At 71.2% G+C, this 17,780-nt stretch carries 19 protein-coding genes and 1 tRNA gene; 6 read left to right on the plus strand and 14 right to left on the minus strand.

Annotated features, from left to right (window positions below):
• Positions 1-397: 397 nt before the first annotated feature.
• Positions 398-1,060 carry an acyl-homoserine-lactone synthase gene (locus G4G93_RS15165; protein ID WP_165085231.1) on the plus strand — a complete coding sequence of 221 codons (663 nt, stop codon included), beginning with the start codon at positions 398-400 and terminating at the stop codon, positions 1,058-1,060.
• Positions 1,061-1,081: 21 nt separating this feature from the next.
• Here the strand turns inward: G4G93_RS15165 and G4G93_RS15170 are convergent, their stop codons facing one another.
• The 5 genes from G4G93_RS15170 to G4G93_RS15190 all read right to left on the minus strand — a co-directional run bounded on the left by G4G93_RS15170 (position 1,082) and on the right by G4G93_RS15190 (position 5,737).
• Entirely contained in the window at positions 1,082-1,747 is a 666-nt protein-coding gene (locus G4G93_RS15170; protein ID WP_165085391.1) for a response regulator, read from the minus strand.
• A 191-nt stretch (positions 1,748-1,938) separates the two neighbouring features.
• Positions 1,939-2,196: a hypothetical protein gene (locus G4G93_RS15175; RefSeq protein WP_165085101.1), complete on the minus strand. Its 258-nt coding sequence runs from the start codon at positions 2,194-2,196 to the stop codon at positions 1,939-1,941.
• A 321-nt stretch (positions 2,197-2,517) separates the two neighbouring features.
• Positions 2,518-2,970: a secondary thiamine-phosphate synthase enzyme YjbQ gene (locus tag G4G93_RS15180; protein WP_165085232.1), complete on the minus strand. Its 453-nt coding sequence runs from the start codon at positions 2,968-2,970 to the stop codon at positions 2,518-2,520.
• Positions 2,967-4,676 (minus strand): cisplatin damage response ATP-dependent DNA ligase, encoded by a 1,710-nt coding sequence (locus tag G4G93_RS15185; RefSeq protein WP_165085233.1) that lies wholly within the window; start codon positions 4,674-4,676, stop codon positions 2,967-2,969. Before G4G93_RS15185 ends, G4G93_RS15180 begins: the two co-directional genes overlap by 4 nt.
• Positions 4,673-5,737 carry a ligase-associated DNA damage response exonuclease gene (locus tag G4G93_RS15190; RefSeq protein ID WP_165085234.1) on the minus strand — a complete coding sequence of 355 codons (1,065 nt, stop codon included), beginning with the start codon at positions 5,735-5,737 and terminating at the stop codon, positions 4,673-4,675. Before G4G93_RS15190 ends, G4G93_RS15185 begins: the two co-directional genes overlap by 4 nt.
• A gap of 108 nt (positions 5,738-5,845) precedes the next feature.
• On the opposite strand from G4G93_RS15190, the gene G4G93_RS15195 reads away from it, so the two are divergent.
• Complete coding sequence (locus tag G4G93_RS15195) at positions 5,846-6,787, plus strand: class I SAM-dependent methyltransferase (protein WP_165085235.1); 942 nt, start codon at positions 5,846-5,848, stop codon at positions 6,785-6,787.
• A 136-nt stretch (positions 6,788-6,923) separates the two neighbouring features.
• Here the strand turns inward: G4G93_RS15195 and G4G93_RS15200 are convergent, their stop codons facing one another.
• Both G4G93_RS15200 and G4G93_RS15205 read right to left on the minus strand, forming a co-directional pair.
• Positions 6,924-7,169 (minus strand): hypothetical protein, encoded by a 246-nt coding sequence (locus tag G4G93_RS15200; protein WP_165085236.1) that lies wholly within the window; start codon positions 7,167-7,169, stop codon positions 6,924-6,926.
• 553 nt (positions 7,170-7,722) lie between these two features.
• On the minus strand, positions 7,723-8,925 hold the full coding sequence (locus G4G93_RS15205) for a pyridoxal phosphate-dependent aminotransferase (protein WP_165085237.1): 1,203 nt from the start codon (positions 8,923-8,925) through the stop codon (positions 7,723-7,725).
• Between the two features lie 252 nt (positions 8,926-9,177).
• On the opposite strand from G4G93_RS15205, the gene G4G93_RS15210 reads away from it, so the two are divergent.
• Complete coding sequence (locus tag G4G93_RS15210) at positions 9,178-10,374, plus strand: helix-turn-helix transcriptional regulator (protein ID WP_165085238.1); 1,197 nt, start codon at positions 9,178-9,180, stop codon at positions 10,372-10,374.
• 20 nt (positions 10,375-10,394) lie between these two features.
• Here G4G93_RS15210 and G4G93_RS15215 read toward each other — a convergent pair whose 3' ends face one another.
• The 3 genes from G4G93_RS15215 to G4G93_RS15225 form a co-directional block, all read right to left on the minus strand.
• A complete protein-coding gene (locus G4G93_RS15215; protein WP_165085392.1) occupies positions 10,395-11,312 on the minus strand; it encodes a DUF1236 domain-containing protein in 918 nt (305 codons plus the stop codon).
• 152 nt (positions 11,313-11,464) lie between these two features.
• Positions 11,465-12,544: a tartrate dehydrogenase gene (locus G4G93_RS15220; protein ID WP_165085239.1), complete on the minus strand. Its 1,080-nt coding sequence runs from the start codon at positions 12,542-12,544 to the stop codon at positions 11,465-11,467.
• Positions 12,545-12,607: 63 nt separating this feature from the next.
• Positions 12,608-14,428, minus strand: coding sequence for a chloride channel protein (locus G4G93_RS15225; protein WP_165085240.1), 1,821 nt, complete (start codon positions 14,426-14,428; stop codon positions 12,608-12,610).
• A gap of 171 nt (positions 14,429-14,599) precedes the next feature.
• Here G4G93_RS15225 and G4G93_RS15230 point away from each other — a divergent pair.
• Both G4G93_RS15230 and G4G93_RS15235 read left to right on the plus strand, forming a co-directional pair.
• Positions 14,600-14,676 (plus strand) — tRNA-His (locus tag G4G93_RS15230).
• A 133-nt stretch (positions 14,677-14,809) separates the two neighbouring features.
• Entirely contained in the window at positions 14,810-15,103 is a 294-nt protein-coding gene (locus G4G93_RS15235) for a DUF6894 family protein (protein WP_165085241.1), read from the plus strand.
• Positions 15,104-15,119: 16 nt separating this feature from the next.
• Here G4G93_RS15235 and G4G93_RS15240 read toward each other — a convergent pair whose 3' ends face one another.
• Positions 15,120-15,554 (minus strand): hypothetical protein, encoded by a 435-nt coding sequence (locus G4G93_RS15240; protein WP_206289784.1) that lies wholly within the window; start codon positions 15,552-15,554, stop codon positions 15,120-15,122.
• Positions 15,555-15,757: 203 nt separating this feature from the next.
• Here G4G93_RS15240 and G4G93_RS15245 point away from each other — a divergent pair, with 203 nt between their 5' ends.
• Positions 15,758-15,982 carry a hypothetical protein gene (locus tag G4G93_RS15245; protein ID WP_165085242.1) on the plus strand — a complete coding sequence of 75 codons (225 nt, stop codon included), beginning with the start codon at positions 15,758-15,760 and terminating at the stop codon, positions 15,980-15,982.
• Between the two features lie 102 nt (positions 15,983-16,084).
• Here G4G93_RS15245 and G4G93_RS15250 read toward each other — a convergent pair whose 3' ends face one another.
• From G4G93_RS15250 to G4G93_RS15260, 3 genes are all read right to left on the minus strand, one after another.
• Positions 16,085-16,273, minus strand: a complete 189-nt coding sequence (locus G4G93_RS15250; RefSeq protein ID WP_165085243.1) for a hypothetical protein — start codon at positions 16,271-16,273, stop codon at positions 16,085-16,087.
• Positions 16,274-16,467: 194 nt separating this feature from the next.
• On the minus strand, positions 16,468-16,752 hold the full coding sequence (locus G4G93_RS15255; protein WP_165085244.1) for a hypothetical protein: 285 nt from the start codon (positions 16,750-16,752) through the stop codon (positions 16,468-16,470).
• A 477-nt stretch (positions 16,753-17,229) separates the two neighbouring features.
• Positions 17,230-17,529, minus strand: a complete 300-nt coding sequence (locus tag G4G93_RS15260) for a hypothetical protein (RefSeq protein WP_165085245.1) — start codon at positions 17,527-17,529, stop codon at positions 17,230-17,232.
• Positions 17,530-17,780 lie beyond the last annotated feature (251 nt).

The raw sequence follows: 17,780 nt of genomic DNA on the forward strand, positions 1-17,780 counted from the left end.
CGGCTGCCGTCGTCGCATGCCGGGGCCGATCGAGTCTCGACCCTGGACCACGATCCGTCCGGGAGCCCGAGTCGAACTCCAGATCTTCGCCGCGATGCGGCGCGGCGGCCGACGGCCCATGACGCTGGTGAGGCGCTGCATCGTCTTCAGGCATGACCCGGATCCGCTTGCCTCTCGAAATCCTCTCTTCGTGGCCTTCCTGTCCCTTGAACCTCAAGTTGCTACCGCTTCCTAAAATCAAATAATTTTTTCAAAACTATACAATCAGTAACACTTTCAATATCACCCTGACGAGATCGTGGCCCGAGCCTCGCGACCTCAGCACACCGTAAATTTACGGACTATAACATTCTAGGTTCAAAGATCATGAAGGGCGCCAGAGCAAGGAGCCCTGATCTTGATCACGATCATCGATCGCGAAAACTACCGCGACAACGCGGAGCTTCTCGACAGGATATATTGCTTCCGCCATCGCCTGTTCGTCGAGACCATGCGGTGGGAGGCGTGTCGCAAGCCGGACGGGCGCGAGCGCGACCAGTTCGACGGGCCCGAGTGCATCCACGTCGCCGGGATCGACGACGGCGAGGTCGTCTCCTACTCGCGCCTGCTGCCGACGACCCGGCCGCATCTTCAGACCCATGTCTACCCGCAGATCCTCCAGGGTGCGACGGCGCCGAGCGGCCCGCGCATCTTCGAGTGGACCCGCTGCGGCGCCGCGCCCTGGCGGCGCGCGTCGGCTACCGCGAAGGATCCGGTCGCCGGGCGCCAGTTCGTGGCGGTGGCGGAGCTGACCGGGCTGATGGGCCTCGACGGCTACCTGATCCAGGCCCACCCGATCATGATCACCCACCTGTCGACGCTCGGCTGGGACATCGAGCCCCTGGCGCTGCCGATGGTCTATGACGGCAGCCCCCTGGTGCCGTTCCTCGCCCGCTGGACGCCGGCGACCGCCGACACCACCCGGGCGGTGTTCGGGCTCGACGGCACGCCCTACGACGTGCCACGCGGGCTCGGGCGCGGCATCGCGGAGCGCGGCCGTCCCGGCCTGCGCCTGTCCTGACGCACGCTGCCGGTCGCGGCCCTACTCGACCCCGGCCGGGGGCTTCAGGGTCGCGCCGATGCGCGAGGACACGATGACCGCCTGCGTCCGGCTCTCGACGCCGAGCTTCTGCAGGATCGCCGAGACGTGTGCCTTCACGGTCGCCTCGGAGACGCCGAGCTCGTAGGCGATCTGCTTGTTGAGCAGCCCTTCGGACAGCATCATCAGCACCCGCACCTGCTGGGGCGTCAGGGTGGCGAGGCGGCGCATCAGGTCGGCCGTCTCCTTGTCCTCGGAGGCCGACAGCTCGATGTCCGGCGGCGACCAGTGGCCGCCGGCGAGCACCTGGCCGATCGCCTCGCCGATGCGGTCGACCTCGAGGGATTTCGGGATGAATCCGGCGGCGCCGAAATCGAGGGCGCGGCGGATCACCACCGGGTCCTCGTTGGCCGAGACGATCACCACCGGGATCGCCGGGTGCTGGGCCCGCAGGTAGATCAGCCCGGAGAAGCCCTGCACCCCTGGCATCGTCAGGTCGAGGAGGACGAGGTCGATTTCGGGCTCCTCGTCGAGGATCCTCGTCAGCGGTTCGAGCCCGCTCGCCTCGATGATCCGGGCGCCGGGCAGGACTGCCGTCACGGCCCCGCGCAGGGCGCCGCGAAACAGCGGGTGGTCGTCCGCGACGACGATGGTGGTCTCGGAACCCAACGCACTCCCCGCCACGGCACCCGCGCTCCTCGGCGCTCTTCGGCCTGCTTCTTTCGTCTGTATAGCTTTTTCTGGCGGGCTTGAAACTGGAGGCTTTGCGCTATCCACGCCGGCGCTGCGGCCGGCCAGGTGCGCAGGGCGTGACCGGCCGGCGGTTTCCCGGCCGTATCGCGACCCGCTCGGGCATTGCTTTAGTCGAGCGCGCCGGTGAGGGCGGCCGCGACGGGCTCGACATAGCCCCGCGCCACCAGCTCGGGACGAGGAGCGGACCGCGGAGAGGCCGGGACCGGCTGGGGTGTCGTGGACAGTTCCGCCCGGGGCCGCAGGCTCCCGCTGTCGCGTGCCATCTCCCGCATGATGGGCGGAAACACGGTCACCGCGGAGGAACGATCCTGCGCATGGGCCGGCCACGCGCCAAGGACGAGAAGAGAAAACGCGAAATATTTCATGGCTGCTCTCACCGAGACATCGAACCGATTTGCGAATTACAATACAATAATCATAAAATTTGCTGCGGTGCAATATGAAATATTTTGCAGTTCCTCGTGACGATATTGATTTGACGATATTATGATCAAAGGTGCGATGTAACGAGTGATGGCCTAGGGGTAACCTCGGAAAAGCGGCCGACCCCGCGTTTTTGCAGGAAATGCGAAAACACAGGTGCCGCTGTCGATGCTCCGGCCCGGTGTGCCGGTTGCAGGATTGTGCGAGTGCGAAGAGCGGCGCGGCACGCCGCCCGGCCGCTTGGGCAGGGCCTTGGCGGCCGGTCAGGCGCCGACGAGATGCAGCACGATCTCGCGCCGGTGCGGCCGGTCGCGGTGCTCGATCAGATAGATCCCCTGCCAGGTCCCGAGCGCCAGCCGGCCCTCGACCAGCGGGATCGTCAGCGCCGCGTCGGTGAGCAGGGTGCGGATATGGGCCGGCATGTCGTCCGGCCCCTCGATGCTGTGGATATACGGCTCGCCCCGCGGCGCCAGCCGGTCGAGGGCGGTCATCAGGTCGGTGCGCACGTCCGGGTCGGCATTCTCCTGGATCGTCAGGGAGGCCGAGGTGTGCCGGCAGAACACCGTCAGCAACCCGTGGCGCAGGCCGGCCTCGCGCACGAAGCCGGCGGCCTCGGCGGTGATGTCGGTGAAGCCGGGGCCTCTCGTCTCGACCACGAGGCGGCCGGTGGCCTGGCGGGCGACGGTGCCCTCGCTGAGCGTCTCGACGCGTCTCATCCGGCGATCTCCCGTCCGGGGTGAACCTCAGTCTCGCCGCGGGCGAGGATGCGCTCCAGCACGTCGATCCGGTCGGCCTCGGCCGGCGGCTTGTCCCAGCGGATGCGGCTGACCCGGGGAAACCGCATCGCCACGCCCGACTTGTGCCGGGTCGAGCGCTGCACGCCCTCGAAGGCGATCTCCAGCACCAGCCCCTTGGCGAGACCGTACTCGACCTCCCGCACCGGGCCGAATCGCTTGGTGGTGTGGTTGCGGACGTAGCGGTCGAGCTTGCCCAGCTCCTCGTCGGTGAAGCCGTGATAGGCCTTGCCCACCGGCACCAGCTCCTCGGCGCCGTCCGGCGCCTCGCGCCAGACCCCGAACGTGTAGTCGGAGTAGAACGACGAACGCTTCCCGTGGCCGCGCTGGGCGTACATCATCACGGCGTCGACGAGGTAGGGCTCGCGCTTCCACTTCCACCACGGGCCCTTCGGCCTGCCAGGCTGGTAGGCGCTGGCGAGCCGCTTGAGCATCACCCCCTCGATCGCGTCGGCATCCGGCCCCGCACCGACCGATGCGGGGTCGGCCCGCGCGGCAGCCAAGGCCTGCCAATCCGCGAACGGCACCAGCGGCGAGAGGTCGATGCGGGCGTGGTCGAGCCCGGCGACGAAGGCCTCGAGCCGCGCCCTCCGCTCGCGGAACGGCAGCGGCCGCAGATCCTCGTCGCCCTCCGCCAGGAGGTCGTAGGCGCGGACATGGGCCGGGAAGTCCTGCAGAAGCTTTCCGGTCACGGCCTTCCGGTTGAGGCGCTGCTGCAGGACGTTGAAGCTCTGCACCCGCTCCTCGCGCAGGATCAGCAGCTCGCCGTCGAGGGCGCCCGCGAAGGTGATCGCCTCGGCGAGGTCCGGGAAGGCTTGCGTGATGTCCTCGCCGGTGCGCGAGTAGATCTTCTGGACCTGGCGGCCGTCGCGGTCGCGCCCGCCGGCGAGCTGGACCCGGATGCCGTCCCACTTCCACTCGGCCGAGAACGCGGCGGCGTCGAGCTTCTCGAGGTCGGCCTCCTCCTCGATCGGGTGCGACAGCATCGGCGGCCGGAACGGCGCCGGGTTGACCGATTCCGGCGGGCCGGCGCGGCCCTCGACCCAGGCGAACAGTGCCGGATAGGGCGCCTCCAGCCCGTGCCAGACCTCCTCGACCGCGTCGGCCTCGTGCCCGCCGAGGCTCGCCACCGCGGTCTTGGCGAGGCGCGCCGAGACGCCGACCCGGAGCTCCCCGGTGATGAGCTTCAGGAGCGCCCAGCGCCCGGTCTCGTCGAGGGCGTCGAGCCAAGCGGCCAGCCGCGCCGGCAGCTCGCCCTTGCCGATGGTGCCCAGAGCCTCCACGACCTCGGAGAGCGTCGGCACCGGCGGGTTGTTGTGGCCGGGGCCCGGCTCGGTGCCCGGTTCCTGTTTCGATCGTGCCGGCCAGATCAGCGCCGTCGATTCGGCGAGGTCGCCGACGTAGTTGTGCGACATCCGGAAGAGCACCGGGTCGACCCGCTCCTCGACGAGGCCGCGGATCAGCCCGGGCTTGGCCTCGCGGAAGCTGAGCGAGCCGGTCATGGCGGCGAGCGCGTAGCCGCGGTCCGGGTCGGGGGTATGGCGGAAGAAGTCCTGGAGCAGGCGCAGCTTGGCGTTGCGGCGCGGCTCGTAGGCGAGGCGGTCGAGGAGGTGGGCGAAGTCGTTCACGCGGCATTCTCCGCATCCGTGCCCTCTGCCGCCTGCCGCGGCTCGGGTTCCGCCTCGCCCTCGTCGCCGTAGCCCAGCATGTGCAGGGGCTTCGCCCGGATGCCTTGCGTACCGCACCAATGCACCAGGGCGTCCTCCTGGCCGTGGGTGACCCAGACCTCGCCGGCGCCGGTGTCGCGGATGGTGCGGCACAGGTCGTCCCAGTCCGAGTGGTCGGAGATGACGAGCGGCAATTCCACGCCCTTCTGGCGCGCGCGGGCCCGCACCCGCATCCAGCCCGAGGCGAAGCCGGTGACGGGATCGGGGAATTTTCGCGACCACAGGTCCTGGATCGCCGAGGGCGGACAGATCACGATCTTGCCGCCGAGCTTCGGCCGTTCCGCCGCCACGACCTTGACCGTCTCGCCGAGCGGAATGCCCTCGCGGCGGTAGAGGTCGGTCAGCTTCTCCATCGCCCCGTGCAGGTAGATCGGCTCCGAGAAGCCTTCCTCCCGCAGGAGCGCCATCACCCGTTGCGCCTTGCCCAGCGCGTAGGCGCCGACGATGTGGGTGCGCTCCGGGAACAGCCGCACCGAGTCGATGAGCTTGCGCACCTCGTCGCGGGCGACCGGATGGCGGAAGACCGGCAGGCCGAAGGTCGCCTCGGTGATGAACACGTCGCAGGGCACCACCTCGAAGCCGAGGCAGGTCGGGTCGCGGGCGCGCTTGTAATCGCCCGAATTGACGATCCGGCAGCCCCCCCGCTCGATCGCGATCTGCGCCGAGCCGAGGACGTGGCCGGCGGGGTGGAAGCGCACCGTGACGTCGTTGAGCCGGATCGCCTCGCCGAGCCGCGCCTCCTGTCGGGTCCGGCAGAAATCCTCGCCGTAGCGCACCGCCATGATGCGCAGGGTTTCCGGCGTCGCCAGCACCGCGCCGTGCCCGGCCCGGGCGTGGTCGGCATGGCCGTGGGTGATGAGGGCGCGCGGCACCGGGCGGACCGGATCGATGTGGAAGTCGCCGGGGGGGCAAAAGAGCCCCTCGCGGGTCAGGGTGAGCAGATCGGTCGGGCGCGGCGCCATTGATCCCCGTCGGAGGACGCAAAGCCTCTTGAGGGAGGCGGGCCTGCGTATATAGGCGGTCCTCCCGGTCCGTCCTCTCCCCTCCGCCCTCCCCCGGAATCATCCGCGATGCCCGTCCGCTCTTCCGGCGACCTCCTCGCCGACCGCCGCTACGCCTGGGCCGAGGCGGCATGGGCCGAGGGTGACGCGGGCGCTGCTGCGGACCTCGCGTCCCAGGTTCTGGACATCGCCCCCGGCTACGGCCCGGCCTGGCTGCTGCTCGGCCGCGCCCGCGCCGCCGATCCGGGCACGCGGGCGGGTGCCGCCGAGGCGTTCCGGGCGGCGCTCGCCCTCGATCCGGAGGATTCCCTGGGCATCCGCCTTCACCTCTCGGAACTCGGCTTGTGTGCCCCCGGCTTGGGGGATTCCGGCGAGACGGCCGGGGAGGCGATCTCGCCGGCCTATGTGCGGGCGCTGTTCGACGGCTATGCCGGGCGCTTCGAGCGTCATCTGGTGGAGGGCTTGGGTTATTGCGGCCCTGCGCTGATCCGCGACGCCCTTCTGCGTCTGCGGGGCCCGGAGGCCCGGTTCGGCCACGTCCTCGATCTCGGCTGCGGCACCGGCCTGATGGCCCGCGCGCTCGCCGGGCTCGCCGGCACGCTGACCGGCATCGATCTCTCCCCCCGCATGCTGGCCGAGGCGCGCCGCACCGGCCTCTATGCCCGGCTGCACGAGGGCGACCTGCGGACCGCGCTCGCCGCCGAGCCGCCTTCGCGCGCCGACCTCGCGGTGGCGGCCGACGTGTTCATCTATCTGCGCGAGATCGGCCCGGCGCTGCGCGAGGTGGCCCGGGTGCTGGGGCCCGGCGGCCTGTTCGCCTTCACGGTCCAGGGCCAGACGGGCGAGCGCGGCGCCGTGCTGGGGGCCGACGGGCGCTACGCCCACGGCGTCGAAACGGTGCGCGAGGACGCGGCGGCGGCGGGGCTCGCGGTCGCCGTGCTGGAGCCGGCGGAGATCCGGCGGCAGAACGGGGCGGCCGTGCCGGGGTGGCTGGTGGTGCTGGCGCGGTGAGCGCCCGGGACGGCCGCTCGACGGTTCCTCTTCCCGCTGCGGCATTCCGGGGCCGCGCAGCGGAGGCCGGAATGACCAGGGCGGTGTCAGGACCGGAGGTTGCCGGCGCGACGGCGAGCGCCTCGCGCCGCCGCGCTCAGCGCCGCCGCCCCTCCGCGGAGGCCTCCGACATCAGCCGGCCGAGGCTGCGCTGGTCGAGGCGGGCCGGCGCCGTGCCGGCCTTCTGGGGGGCGATCGTGCCGGTGGTCGGCGGATCGATCGCCGCCGCGAGGGCCGGGCTCGGCGCCCGGTCCTTCTCGCGAAGGGCGATCCAGTTCGCGGCCGTGGTCAGCGCGGCGATCGCGATGATGATTTTGATTCCACCGGTGAGGAGGCGCCACATGACTGGTCGGGACCCGCGATCTCGGTTCAGGGCCGTCGATCCGACCCGCGCCGCCAGTCTTGGGCCACAATGCTTAACGGGCGGCCCCCGAAGCTCAAGCCGGAGCCGTCCCACAACGGGAGACGACGGACTAGGTCGAACGGCAAGACTGAATGGCAAAATCAAACGGAAGACCGCCGGCCTCCGGTGAAGTTCTGGTGGGCCATGCGCCAGGGTCGCGGTTCCTGTTCCCCGAACCCGTGACGCTCCTGCGACTGCTCGGCCCACTGAGCCTCACAGGAATGGGTTGCAGAGAACTGGTCCGCCCCACCCCGTCGTCGCCGACCTCTTTGCCGCACAGCCCGGATGGGTTCCGGAAGCCTCCGGGCGCGCCGGCATCGAGGACGGTCCGTGTAGGCCAGACCGGGGCGGCGGGGCAACCGGAATGCGGAGCCGCCGCTTGCGTCTAAACGCGCGCCCCGAGCGATCTTGACCGGACCGCGAAAAACCCGGCGGGCGCGGGGCCCGCCGGGTCGAATCAGGGTCCCGGGCCGCCCCGATCGGCCGTCCGGATTCAGCGCAGCGAGCCGCAGAAGCGCTGGATGCGGCGGCAGGCCTCTTCCAGGAGCTGGTTCGAGGTCGCGTAGGAGATGCGCAGGTTGGGCCCTAAGCCGAAGGCCGAGCCGTGCACCGAGGCGACGCCCTCGGCCATCAGCAGCTCCGTGACGAAGTCCTCGTCGGTCTCGATCACCTTGCCGGACTCGGTGCGCTTGCCGATCAGCTCGGCGCAGGACGGGTAGACGTAGAACGCGCCCTCCGGCGTCGGGCAGCGCAGGCCGTTGGTCTGGTTCAGCATCGACACGACGAGGTCACGCCGGGTCTGGAACGCGGCCCGGAACTCGGCCAGGTGGTCCTGCGGCCCGTCGAGAGCGGCGACCGCCGCCCATTGCGAGATCGTCGCCGCGCCCGAGGTCTGCTGGCCCTGGACGAAGTCCATCGCCTTGATGAGCGGCTCGGGGCCGGCGGCGTAGCCGATGCGCCAGCCGGTCATCGCATAGGACTTCGAGACGCCGTTCATGGTCAGCGTCCGCTCGTAGAGCGCCGGCTCGACCTGGGCCGGGGTCACGAAGGTGAAGTCGCCGTAGACCAGATGCTCGTACATGTCGTCGGTGAGCACCCAGACGTGGGGATGGCGCACCAGCACGTCGGTCAGCGCCTTCATCTCGGCGTGGCTGTAGGCGGCGCCCGACGGGTTCGAGGGCGAGTTGAGGATCACCCACTTGGTCCTGGGGGTGATGGCGCGCTCCAGCTCCTCGGGCTGGAGCTTGAAGTTCGTCGCCATCGTGGTCTCGGCGAAGACCGGGGTGCCGCCGCACAGGCCGACCATCTCCGGGTAGGACACCCAGTAGGGCCGCGGGATCACCACCTCGTCGCCCGGGTTCAGGGTGGCGAGCAGCGCGTTGTAGATCACCTGCTTGCCGCCGGTGCCGACGATGGTCTGGCTCGGCTTGTAGTCGAGGTCGTTCTCGCGCTTGAACTTGCGGGCGATCGCCTCGCGCAGAGGCACGATGCCGGAGACCGGCGGGTACTTGGTCTCGCCGCGGGCGATCGCCTCGACGGCGGCCTGCTTGATGTGCTGGGGCGTGTCGAAATCCGGCTCGCCGACCGACAGGCTGATGACGTCGCGCCCCTGGGCCTTCAGGTCCCGCGCCTTCTGAGTCATCACGATGGTGGCGGAGGGTTTCACGCGCGAGAGGGCGTCGGCCAGAAAGCCCATGATGTCGACTCCAGGAACCGTGAGAACCACGAAAGCTTTGGAAAGGTGCCCGGCTCCGGCCGCTGGCCGTCCGGGTCTTCGAGCGGGCGGGACCCTAGTCGCGCGCGCCATCGCGGGCAAGCCGGGCGATGCCCGAAGAAGAGGCTGTCCCGGCTCGCGAAATCGCCGGTCCTGGACAGCCGGGTCGGCATCGTGACACCGTACTGGAGACGGCACGGCATCCCGGCGGGGATCCCGGCGAGGATGGCGGCGATGGGCGAGGCGGAGCGCGTGACCCGGGCGAGCGCGGCGATCGGCCTGGCGATCGACCACGCGGCCTGCGATCCCGCCGCCTGGGACGGGGTGATGGCCGAGATCGGCCGCGTCCTGCCGGGGATCTGGCCGGTGCTCCAGATCGTCGAGGCCGAGGCCGCGACCGGGCTGCCGCTGGTTCATGCGGGCTGGGACCCCGCCGACGTCGAGGCCTACGAGGCGCATTACGGCGCGGTGAACCCATGGATCTCGGTGATCCTCGGCACGCCCGCGATGGTGCCGATGCATTCCGAGGTGCGGATGCCGGCCTCGTCCCTGCGCCACACCGAATTCCACGCCGGCTGGCTGTCGCGCCTCGGCGGCATGACCGCCTCGAGCGGGATCAAGCTCGTCGATGCCGGCGGCCGCCTGGCGGTGCTGAACCTCCAGCACGACCGTGCCCGGGCGGCCCGCGACCATGCCTGGCTGGCGGCGCTGATGATGCGGATCGGGCCGCGGATGCGCCGCGCGATCGAGACGAACCGGGCCTGCTTCCCGGCGGGTGCCGTCCGCGTCCCCGAGGAGACGCTGCTCGCGCGGGTTGCCGACCCGGCCTTCGTGGTCACCCGCGACCTGCGCCTCGTCGAGGCGAGCCGGGCCGGCGACGCGCTGCTGAGCGAGGGCGAGGTCGTGCGGGTCGGCGCCCTCGACCGGCTCGAGATCCGCCAGCCCCGCCTCGCTGCCGCGGCCGTGCGGGAGGTCGCCCTGGCCTGCGGCGACGGCCCGGCCGATCACGCTGCGGCGAGGCCGGTGGCGACGGAGGCGGGACGCTGGGGCGTCACCGCGATCGGCCTGCGCCGGGATCTGCGCGGCCTGCTCGGGATGGCGCGGCTCCTGGTGCCGGATCCCCTCGTCCTGCTGGTGCTGCGCCGGGCCGCCGGCGGGAGCCGCTCGGCGCGGGACCGTTCGATCCGGGACCGCGCGATCCAGGATCGCTCGATAATACAGGATCGCTTGGCCGATCTCGGCCTCTCCCCGGCGGAGAGACGGCTCGCCGTCCTGATGGACGGGTCGCGCTCCCTCGTTCAGGCCGCGGGAGCCCTCGGCATCCGCCACGAGACCGCCCGCTCGCAGCTGCGCCAGGTCTTCGCGAAGCTCGGGGTGTCGCGACAATCCGAGCTCGCCGTGTTCATCCTCCGGCTCGCGGACCACGCCTGAGCCGGAGGCTGTTCCGGCCTTTAGGCCGGGATCACGTCCACGATCTCGTAGGTGTCCGGATCGATGATGACGATGTCGTCGCCGACCAGCACGTAGCGGAAGCCGCGATAGGCCGGCACCAGGGTGAGGATCGCCGGCGGCAGGGCGTGCAGGGTGACCGAGCGCGGCACCGCCACGCCGGCCCGGAGGGCGAAGTTGACCCCCGTCAGCGGCCGCACGCCGGAGCGCACGATGGTCTGTCGGAACTCGGTGCGCTGGGTGGTGTCGAGGCGCGAGACCGCGCCCCGGGCCTCGCCGCGGACGCCACCGCGCTCGCCGCGCTCGGCTCCACGCTCACCGCGTTCGCCACGCTCGGTCCCACGCTCACCGCGTTCGCCACGCTCGGTCCCACGCTCACCGCGTTCGCCACGCTCGGTCCCACGCTCGCCGCGTTCGCCACGCTCGGTCCCACGCTCGCCGCCGCGCTCACCGCGCTCGGCACCCCGTTCGCCGCGCTCGCCCTGCGCTGCGCCACGGCCGCCCGGCTCGGCCCCGCGGCCGCCGGCGCCCGGCTGCTGGGCTCCCTCGCCGCCGGCCCGTCCGCCGGGCGCGCCCGGCTGCGCGCCTGCGCCGCCTGCCTGACCGGCTCCGCCGCCCGGCTGCGCCGCGCCGGCGCCCCCGCCGCGCGGACCGGCCGCGCCGCCCGCACCGCCGCCGGCGCCCGCTCCTCCGACTCCGGCACCGCCTCCGGCGCCACCTGCACCGCCGCCGATGCCCGCGCCGCCGCCGGCACCGCCACCAGCACCACCACCGGCTCCACCGGCGCCGGCACCCGCGGCCCCGCCACCGCCAGCCCCGCCGCCGGCACCCCCGGCACCGCCCTGCGCGAACGCGGTCGCCGCGCCGAGGACCAGCACGGCGGCCGTCATCGTTCCGCGAAGCATCTTGCCGTGGAGCATCTTGCCGCGAATCAGCTTGCTCATGACCCTCTCCCGCCACCGCACCCGCACGGCCGATGGCGCGGGTCGCTGCAGTGCCGGGCCGCAACGGAGACGTGTGGAAAATGGTTCCGCGCCATCGCCCGGCCCGGAAGGGGCCGGGCGGGCCGTCGTCAGCCGATCGCCTCCGCCACCGCGAGCCCGCAGGCCGCCGTGTCGGCGTTGCCGCCGAGGTCGCGGGTGCGCAGGGTGCGCTCGGCCAGCACCCGCTCGATGCCGGCGACGATCTCGGCCGCGGCGTCCTTCTCGCCCAGATGCTCCAGCATCATCGCGCCGGACCAGATCTGGCCGATCGGGTTGGCGATGCCCTGGCCGGCGATGTCCGGCGCCGAGCCGTGGACCGGCTCGAACAGCGACGGAAAATCGCGGTCCGGGTTGATGTTGCCCGACGGTGCGATGCCGATCGTGCCGGTGCAGGCGGGGCCGAGATCCGACAGGATGTCGCCGAAGAGGTTGGAGGCCACCACCACGTCGAACCAGTCCGGATGCAGCACGAAGTGGGCGGTCAGGATGTCGATGTGGTACTTGTCCCAGGCGACGTCGGGGTAGTGGCGCGCCATCTCCTGCACCCGCTCGTCCCAGTACGGCATGGTGATCGAGATGCCGTTCGACTTGGTAGCCGAGGTCAGGTGCTTCTTGGGCCGGGAACTTGCCAGCTCGAAGGCGAATTTCAGCACCCGGTCGGTGCCGCGGCGGGTGAAGACCGATTCCTGCACGGCGAATTCGCGGTCGGTGCCCTGGAACATCCGGCCGCCGACCGAGGAATACTCGCCCTCGGTGTTCTCGCGCACGACCCAGAAATCGATGTCGCCGGGCTTGCGGCCGGCCAGCGGGCTCGGCACGCCGGGCATCAGCCGCACCGGGCGCAGGTTGATGTACTGGTCGAACTCGCGCCGGAACAGGATCAGCGAGTTCCACAGCGAGACGTGGTCCGGGATCTTCTCCGGCCAGCCGACGGCGCCGAAGAAGATCGCGTCGTGGCCGCCGATCTGCGCCTTCCAGTCCTCCGGCATCATGCGGCCGTGCTTGGCGTAGTAGTCGTAGGACGAGAAGTCGAACCAGTCCTGCTGCAGCGTGAAGCCGTGGCGCTTGGCCGCCTGCTCCAGCACGCGCACGCCCTCCGGCACCGTCTCCTTGCCGATGCCGTCCCCGGGGATCACGGCGATACGATAGGTCCGCTTGGCTGACGGCATGGGCATCTCCTCCTGTTATGGTCTCCCGCCGTCGCGCATCGCGCGGGCTCGGTCAATCGCCGTTCACGCCACCTCTCCGACGCTCGCCCTGCGCTGGCGGTCGAGCTCGTCGCTGTAGCGCTTGAGGGTGTGCTTCTCGGTGAGGATGCCGATCACCCGGGCGGCCTCGCGGCTCTCGACCACCGCCAGAGCCTCGCTCTCGGCCTTGTCGAACAAGGCGACCGCCTCCTTGGCGTTCATCTGCGGCAGCAGCATCTGGTCGCGGTAGCGCAGCAGGTCGGCGACCTTCGTCTCCGCCGCCTTGTCGTCGATGGGGGCGGCATGCGCCTCGGCCACCAGCACGATGCCGGCATAGAGCCCGGCCTCGTCGACCGCGACGACCTGGGTGCCGGAGCCGAGCGGGAAGGCGCGCCGGAACGCCGCCAGCGTCGTGTCGGTCCGCACGGTGCGCACCTCCCGGCGCATCAATTGGCCGACGGTGAGGCTGCGGATCCAGCCGACGTCGTGGGCACTGCGGATCGATTCGCCGCGCAGGTGGAAGCGCCAGGTCGCGAAGGAGTAGCCGAAGGTCTTGCGCACCGTGAGCGAGGAGGCGATCACCGCCACCAGCACCAGGCCGGCGATGGGAAAGTCGCCCGTCACCTCCAGCGCCAGGAAAGTCATGGTCATCGGCCCGCCGATCACCGCGACGGCGAGCGCGCTCATCCCCACCACCGCGTAGGTCGCCGGCGGCAGCACCATGGCGACGAGGGGCGGGGCCAGCATCACGAAGACCTTGCCGGCGAGCGCGCCGAGGAACAGCGAGGCGAAGAACAGCCCGCCGCGAAACCCCGTGCCGATCGAGATCGCCGAGGCCAGCGCCTTGGCGAGGAACAGCACGATCAGCGCCCCGGCGCCGACGCTCGCGCCGTCCTCGGTCAGGTTGAGGTGCAGCGCCCCGTGCCCGGCCGAGAGCACCTGCGGCGTCGCCACGAGGGCCAGCACCCCGACCGCCAGGCCGCCGAGGGCCGGCCGGGCGAGCGGGGGCAGCTTCGTGCGGCGCACCCCCTCCTCCACCAGGGTGACGCCCTGCATGATCAGGATGCCGAGCCCGGCGCAGATCAGCCCCAGGCCCAGCGTCGGCAGGTAGTCGGCCGGGCCGACCGGCGGGGTGGCGCCCAGGGTGATGACCGCCTGGTGCCCGAGGATCGCCCGCGACACGAAGGCGCCGGCGAGCGCCGCGGTGACGACCGGCGTCAGCGATCCGATCGCGTAGGTGCCGATGATCAGCTCGAAGGCGTAGAACGCCCCCGTCAGCGGCGCCGCGAAGGCCGCCGCGATGGCGGCGGCGGCAGCGCATCCGACCAGGATCCGCATGTCGGCGCGGCGCAGCTCGAAGCTCAGGCCGAGCCGCGAGGCGACCCCGGCGGAGATCTGGGTGTAGCCGGCCTCGAGCCCGACCGAGGCGCCGCAGCCGTTCGAGATCAGGTTGTGCACGGCCACCAGCACCGAATCCCGCAACGACAGCCGGCCGCCATGGAGCGCGTTCGCCTCGATCGGGTCGATCACCGGGCGGCCCGGTGCCCGTCGCCACCGCGCCCCGAGCCAGATCACGAGGCCCAGCACCGCGCCGCCGAGAGCCGGCACGCCAAGCGCCACGAGCGGCGGCACGTGCGGGGTCGCGCTCAAGCGCTCGTCGAGCTCGAGGCCGAACAGGAGTTCGTGCGCTTCTTGCGCCGCCCAGCCCATGACGCTGACCAACGCTCCCGACACGCAGCCGACCAGGGCGGCGAGGAGGATCAGGCCGATCTCGCCGCTGCGCACCCAGGTGCGCAAGGTACTCGGCGCCAGCACGAGGGCGCTCTCCGTGAGGAAGCGGCGGGCCTTCTCGGGCTTCGGCGTCATCGGACCGTCGGGGCAAGCGGGCGGGGTCTGGCTGGCGTCCCGGGGGTTTAGGGCGCCGGACCCGGCCGGTCGACCGGGATCGCGTCGGCAGCCGGCGCACTTTTCCCGCCCGAGCCCCCGATCGGCGCTTGCCACGGCGCCCGGGCCGGACTACACAGCCCCCCGTCGCGAGCCGCCATAGCTCAGTTGGTTAGAGCGCTAGATTGTGGATCTAGAGGTCCCCCGTTCGAGCCGGGGTGGCGGTACCACGCACCAGATGGATGACCTCCCGGGCGCCCAAGCCCAGGTCGAGAGGGTCGATCCGAAAATTCCTTTCAAATTTGTTAAAGCGTTGGCCGGGAGGTCTGTGCACATCTTTCCCCAGAACAAGGGGAGGACGGTGTGCAACGCTACTTCTTCGATCTGAGCGCCGGGGCCTGGCAGTGCCGGGACGATATCGGTCTCATTCTCTGCAGCCAGGACGAGATCCGCAACGAGGCGACCCGGACGGCGATCGAGTTCGCCGGGGCCGGCCTGCCCGGTGCCGACCTCTCCGACCTGAAGGTCCGGGTCCGCGACCGGGCCGGCGAGCCGGTCATGACCGTGAGCCTCGCCCTCACCGTGCGCGGACCGGAGGAGCCGGTGCGGCTCGGCCTCGCGCGGCCCGCCCGTCCGCGGATGGTCCGGGCGGCCTGACGATCGGATCCCTTGATCAAGTCCATGGGCCGGCCGTGATCCGACGGCCGGCCAAGGGGCGGCCGGACAAGACGCGGGCAGCCAGGAAGTGGGCGGCCGTCCGGCCGACGATGCGCGCGGCGCACAGGCCCGCGAGCGCCCCGGCGGCGCTCGCCACGACATCGATCCCTTGCGCGGTCCGGCCCGGGACCCGGATCTGCCCGATCTCGAGGACGGCCGCGAGCACGCCGAGGGCGAGGCCGAGCCGCCAAGCCGGCGCACGATGGAAGCCGATGCCGAGGAGGAGAGCCGTACCGGCATAGGCGACGAGGTGCTCGACCTGGCCGGCGGCGCCGGTGCGGGTCTCCCAGTCCTTCGGGATCCACGACAGCCAGACCAGCACCGGCAGGCAGGCGAGGCCCGCACCCCGTGCGATGCGTCGCAGGCCGGTCCGCGCGAACGCCGCGATCATGCCGTGTCCCCCCGTCGAGATCGGGCGTCCGCGACGCCCCGCCCGATCCTCCCCGGAGGATGACGACCGGACAATCGCGCCGTCCGGTGGGGGCGGCCCGACGGAGCTACGCCGATGGTGCGAGGTGGACCACGCCCGGCGGGTCAGGTCGGGCGGAACGATCCGGTCCCCGGTGCGATACCGGGGAGATCCGGAGGCGCCCGATGACCGATCCCACCGAGACGCCCGTCTCCTCGCCTGAGCCCCTTGCCGATTCCTCTGCCGAGCCCCTTGCCGACGAGGAGGCCTTCCACATCCCGGACGACATCGCCCTGGCCCTGATCGAGTTCGCGGCGGTGGAGCAGCGCTCCCGCGGCGAGGCGATCTGCCTCATCCTGCGCGAATACCTGCGGGCGAAGGGTTATCTCCGGGGATCGGGTCCGGCCTGAGGCCTCGGCCGGGCGCTGTCCGGCCCTTCCGCGGCCGGGCAGCGCTTCGTGTCATGGCGACGCCGTTCGCCGCGAGCCGGGGCCCGCCTCGTCGCCGCAGGCTCAGAGCGCGCCGCGCAACTGGATCTCCAGGCGCCCGACATCCTCCGTCAGCCGCTCGACGACGCGCCGCGCCTCGTGGCTGTCGGGGCAATCGCGCAGGGCGCTGGATGCCGCCGCCAGGGACTCGCGCTTGGCCTGCAACGCGAAGGCGATCTGCGCCCGCGCCATCTCGGGTGTCCTGTCCGCCATCTCTCCCCTCCTCGTCATCCTGGGCACCAAAGCGGCGCCCGAAAAAGATACCGACCCAACGCGCGGGCGCTGTCCGGGTGCAACGGTCCCCGCCGCTGCGACATTCGGACATGAGGCCGGCCCCGGAAAGACGAACGGCGCGGGCCCCCTGCAGGGGAGACCGCGCCGCGGAACCGTGCTGCCGTGTGCCGGCGTCAGCAGTCGTTGGCCTGCTGCGCGGCGGTCTTCTCGCCCTTCGACTGCCGGCTGACATCGGCCGGCGAGGTCGCGGTCTGCGAGCCGACATTCTGCATCGCACCGACCGTGCCGGGCGATTCGGCCTTCGCGCCCGGGCTGACCGAGGCGGTGGCGGGCGGGTCGACGGTCGAGCTCTTGTCCATCTTCTGCGCGGTCTGGCCCGGCGCGCAGGGGCCGGCGGCAGCGCCGAGAGTGCCGGCCAGCAGGAACAATCCGGCACCGATCGCGGTGAGGCGGGTCATGGTGGTTTCCTCCGCAGGTTGTCGTCCCGGCCTCAACCACGCCTGCTGGGTCGGGTTCCTTGCCCTTTGGACTGCGGCGGGCGGACACAACCTTCGCGAACATGCGGATGCGAAAGGCATTCGCGCGGTGCAGCGCTGCCATTTGTTTCAATCGCGGACGAAACCGAAAATCGCGCTTGCGTTTTGTGCGCTGCACGCTATCTTGTGCATCGCAGGGTCGCGATGGCGTCGCGGTCCTGCTGCCCTCTTTGGGCGTTTCCTCCCTAGACTTCGGGCCGCTCGCAAGAGCGGCCTTTTTTCTTTGGCGGCCCCGTCGCCGGGAACGAAGATCCCGACTTGCGACAGAAGGTCGGACGATCCGGGGCCGGACGATGCGAAGGACGCGGCGGACCGCCCGCGGCCGTCTCCGGAACGCGAAAGGGGCCGCGCCCGGCGCAGCCCCCGATGACGGTCCGGCGATCGCGGTCCGGAGCGTGGTCAGATCGGCAACGTGTCGCCGGGCCGCGACTGGGCGTAGAGGCTCGCCCCCGCATCGGCCCCGACCACCCGCACCAGGGCGGCCTGGTCGCAGGTGCCGGCGATGCGCAGCCCGAGGCGGTGCAGGTGATCCTTGTCGGTGCAGTAGGCTGCGAGGCGGGCGCGCCCGGTCTCCGGCATGCGCGAGACGAGAGCGTCCACGTCGTCCTCGCTGGCGCGATGCAGGACCGCCAGCAACTCGAGCGGGATCGGGTAGCGCGCGAACGCCGTGGGCAGCGGGCGGGTCTGATGCTGCGGCATGGATCACCTCGGTGCGGTCAGGGTTGTCGGATCTTCCGCCCGATATGGTTAGCGATCGGTTAAGGGCGCCCGCCGGCCCCGTCCCGGCCACTGCCGAAGAGGAAGAGGCTGCCTTCCCTGGCGCCCTCCGTCGCCGATCTATCATATCCTTTTTGGCCCGCGCTCGGTCATTTGCGAATACGCGACGGCATCGATGCATGCCACCATACGCATATCGTATGGCACAACCTTTCCGAGTCGAGATTGTAATA

It is taken from the genome of Methylobacterium sp. DB0501, from assembly GCF_011043735.1.
GTDB classification, from domain to species: Bacteria; Pseudomonadota; Alphaproteobacteria; order Rhizobiales; family Beijerinckiaceae; genus Methylobacterium; species Methylobacterium alsaeris.

What these genes read in the sequence shown, in the direction of transcription:
- G4G93_RS15180 (WP_165085232.1), bottom strand. Translation starts at nt 2,970, where the DNA reads ATGAGACGCGTCGAGACGCTCAGCGAGGGCACCGTCGCCCGCCAGGCC.
- G4G93_RS15210 (WP_165085238.1), top strand. Translation starts at nt 9,178, where the DNA reads ATGGGCGAGGCGGAGCGCGTGACCCGGGCGAGCGCGGCGATCGGCCTG.
- G4G93_RS15205 (WP_165085237.1), bottom strand. Translation starts at nt 8,925, where the DNA reads ATGGGCTTTCTGGCCGACGCCCTCTCGCGCGTGAAACCCTCCGCCACC.
- G4G93_RS15250 (WP_165085243.1), bottom strand. Translation starts at nt 16,273, where the DNA reads ATGGCGGACAGGACACCCGAGATGGCGCGGGCGCAGATCGCCTTCGCG.
- G4G93_RS15190 (WP_165085234.1), bottom strand. Translation starts at nt 5,737, where the DNA reads ATGGCGCCGCGCCCGACCGATCTGCTCACCCTGACCCGCGAGGGGCTC.
- G4G93_RS15255 (WP_165085244.1), bottom strand. Translation starts at nt 16,752, where the DNA reads ATGACCCGCCTCACCGCGATCGGTGCCGGATTGTTCCTGCTGGCCGGC.
- G4G93_RS15200 (WP_165085236.1), bottom strand. Translation starts at nt 7,169, where the DNA reads ATGTGGCGCCTCCTCACCGGTGGAATCAAAATCATCATCGCGATCGCC.
- G4G93_RS15220 (WP_165085239.1), bottom strand. Translation starts at nt 12,544, where the DNA reads ATGCCGTCAGCCAAGCGGACCTATCGTATCGCCGTGATCCCCGGGGAC.
- G4G93_RS15260 (WP_165085245.1), bottom strand. Translation starts at nt 17,529, where the DNA reads ATGCCGCAGCATCAGACCCGCCCGCTGCCCACGGCGTTCGCGCGCTAC.
- G4G93_RS15225 (WP_165085240.1), bottom strand. Translation starts at nt 14,428, where the DNA reads ATGACGCCGAAGCCCGAGAAGGCCCGCCGCTTCCTCACGGAGAGCGCC.
- G4G93_RS15215 (WP_165085392.1), bottom strand. Translation starts at nt 11,312, where the DNA reads ATGCTCCACGGCAAGATGCTTCGCGGAACGATGACGGCCGCCGTGCTG.
- G4G93_RS15245 (WP_165085242.1), top strand. Translation starts at nt 15,758, where the DNA reads ATGACCGATCCCACCGAGACGCCCGTCTCCTCGCCTGAGCCCCTTGCC.
- G4G93_RS15240 (WP_206289784.1), bottom strand. Translation starts at nt 15,554, where the DNA reads ATGATCGCGGCGTTCGCGCGGACCGGCCTGCGACGCATCGCACGGGGT.
- G4G93_RS15175 (WP_165085101.1), bottom strand. Translation starts at nt 2,196, where the DNA reads ATGAAATATTTCGCGTTTTCTCTTCTCGTCCTTGGCGCGTGGCCGGCC.
- G4G93_RS15195 (WP_165085235.1), top strand. Translation starts at nt 5,846, where the DNA reads ATGCCCGTCCGCTCTTCCGGCGACCTCCTCGCCGACCGCCGCTACGCC.